The 924-nt window shown below is 71.8% G+C and carries 1 protein-coding gene and 1 pseudogene; both read right to left on the minus strand.

What is annotated here, in order from left to right; genetic code table 11:
• Positions 1–732: LacI family DNA-binding transcriptional regulator (locus tag GTY47_RS03545; protein ID WP_040902951.1), on the minus strand; the 732-nt coding region annotated here is incomplete at its 3' end.
• 77 nt (positions 733–809) lie between these two features.
• Positions 810–924 (minus strand): annotated as a pseudogene (locus GTY47_RS03550) (sugar ABC transporter ATP-binding protein); the annotation flags it as partial.

Consider the following 924-nt stretch of genomic DNA (forward strand, 5'->3'; position numbering starts at 1 on the left):
GGGATCGGGCCGTTCGAGGAGTTGCGCCGTCACGGCCTCCGCCCCCTGCTGATCGTGCGCGCTGACGACCAGCGAGCGGTCGTAGGGGATGTCGGCTTCCCGCAGGGCGGCCCGGTATCCGGCGAGGCGTTCGCGGCGGGTGTACAGCTTCACCGGCAGGTCGCCGACGAACCCGATGCGGCGGTGCCCGTGGGCGATCAGGTGCGCGACGCCCTCCTGGGCCCCCGCACGGTTGGAGCTGACGACGCTGTCCGTGGACATGCCGACCCCGGGCCGGTCGAGGAAGACGACGGGCAGCCCCGCCGTGCGGTGCGACTTGAGGTCGGAGTGGTCGGCGCCGACGGACGGCACGACGATCAGGATGCTGACGCGCCGGGCGAGGAACTGGGCCGTCAGGGCGCGTTCGCGCTCGGCGTCGTCCGCGGACGAGCCCATGAGCAGCGTCAGTCCGCGGTCCCGGACCGTGTCCTCGATCCCGCGGGCCACGGCTCCGAAGAAGGGGTTGGCCAGGTCGGGGATGACCAGCCCTATGGTCGTGTCCGGACCGCCGACGCGGATGTTGCGGGCCATCAGGTTCGGCTGGAAGCCCAGCTCGGCGACCGCGGCGAGTACGTGCTCCCGGGTCCGGGCCGAGACGGGCCCGTCCTCGTTGAGGACCCGGGAGACCGTCTTGGCGCTGACACCCACTTCTCTGGCGACGTCGGCCAAGGTGGGTCTGCGGCTCGCTGCCATGGAGTAAACCGTCTCCTGGATGCTCCCGGTTCCGGGCCGCGGCCTCGGCCGGAACATGCGGGAGCGGGGTTGCGCTGTCAGGTGGCCTGTACTCCGGCGGCCTTCGCGGCCTCGGAATCCGCTACGACGGTATCTCCGGCCGCGTCGACGGTGAGTGCGCCGGTCATGATGGCGACGACCTCCGCCATGGAG

The sequence above is a fragment of the Streptomyces sp. SID5464 genome, from assembly GCF_009862985.1.
GTDB lineage: Bacteria > Actinomycetota > Actinomycetes > Streptomycetales > Streptomycetaceae > Streptomyces > Streptomyces chartreusis_D.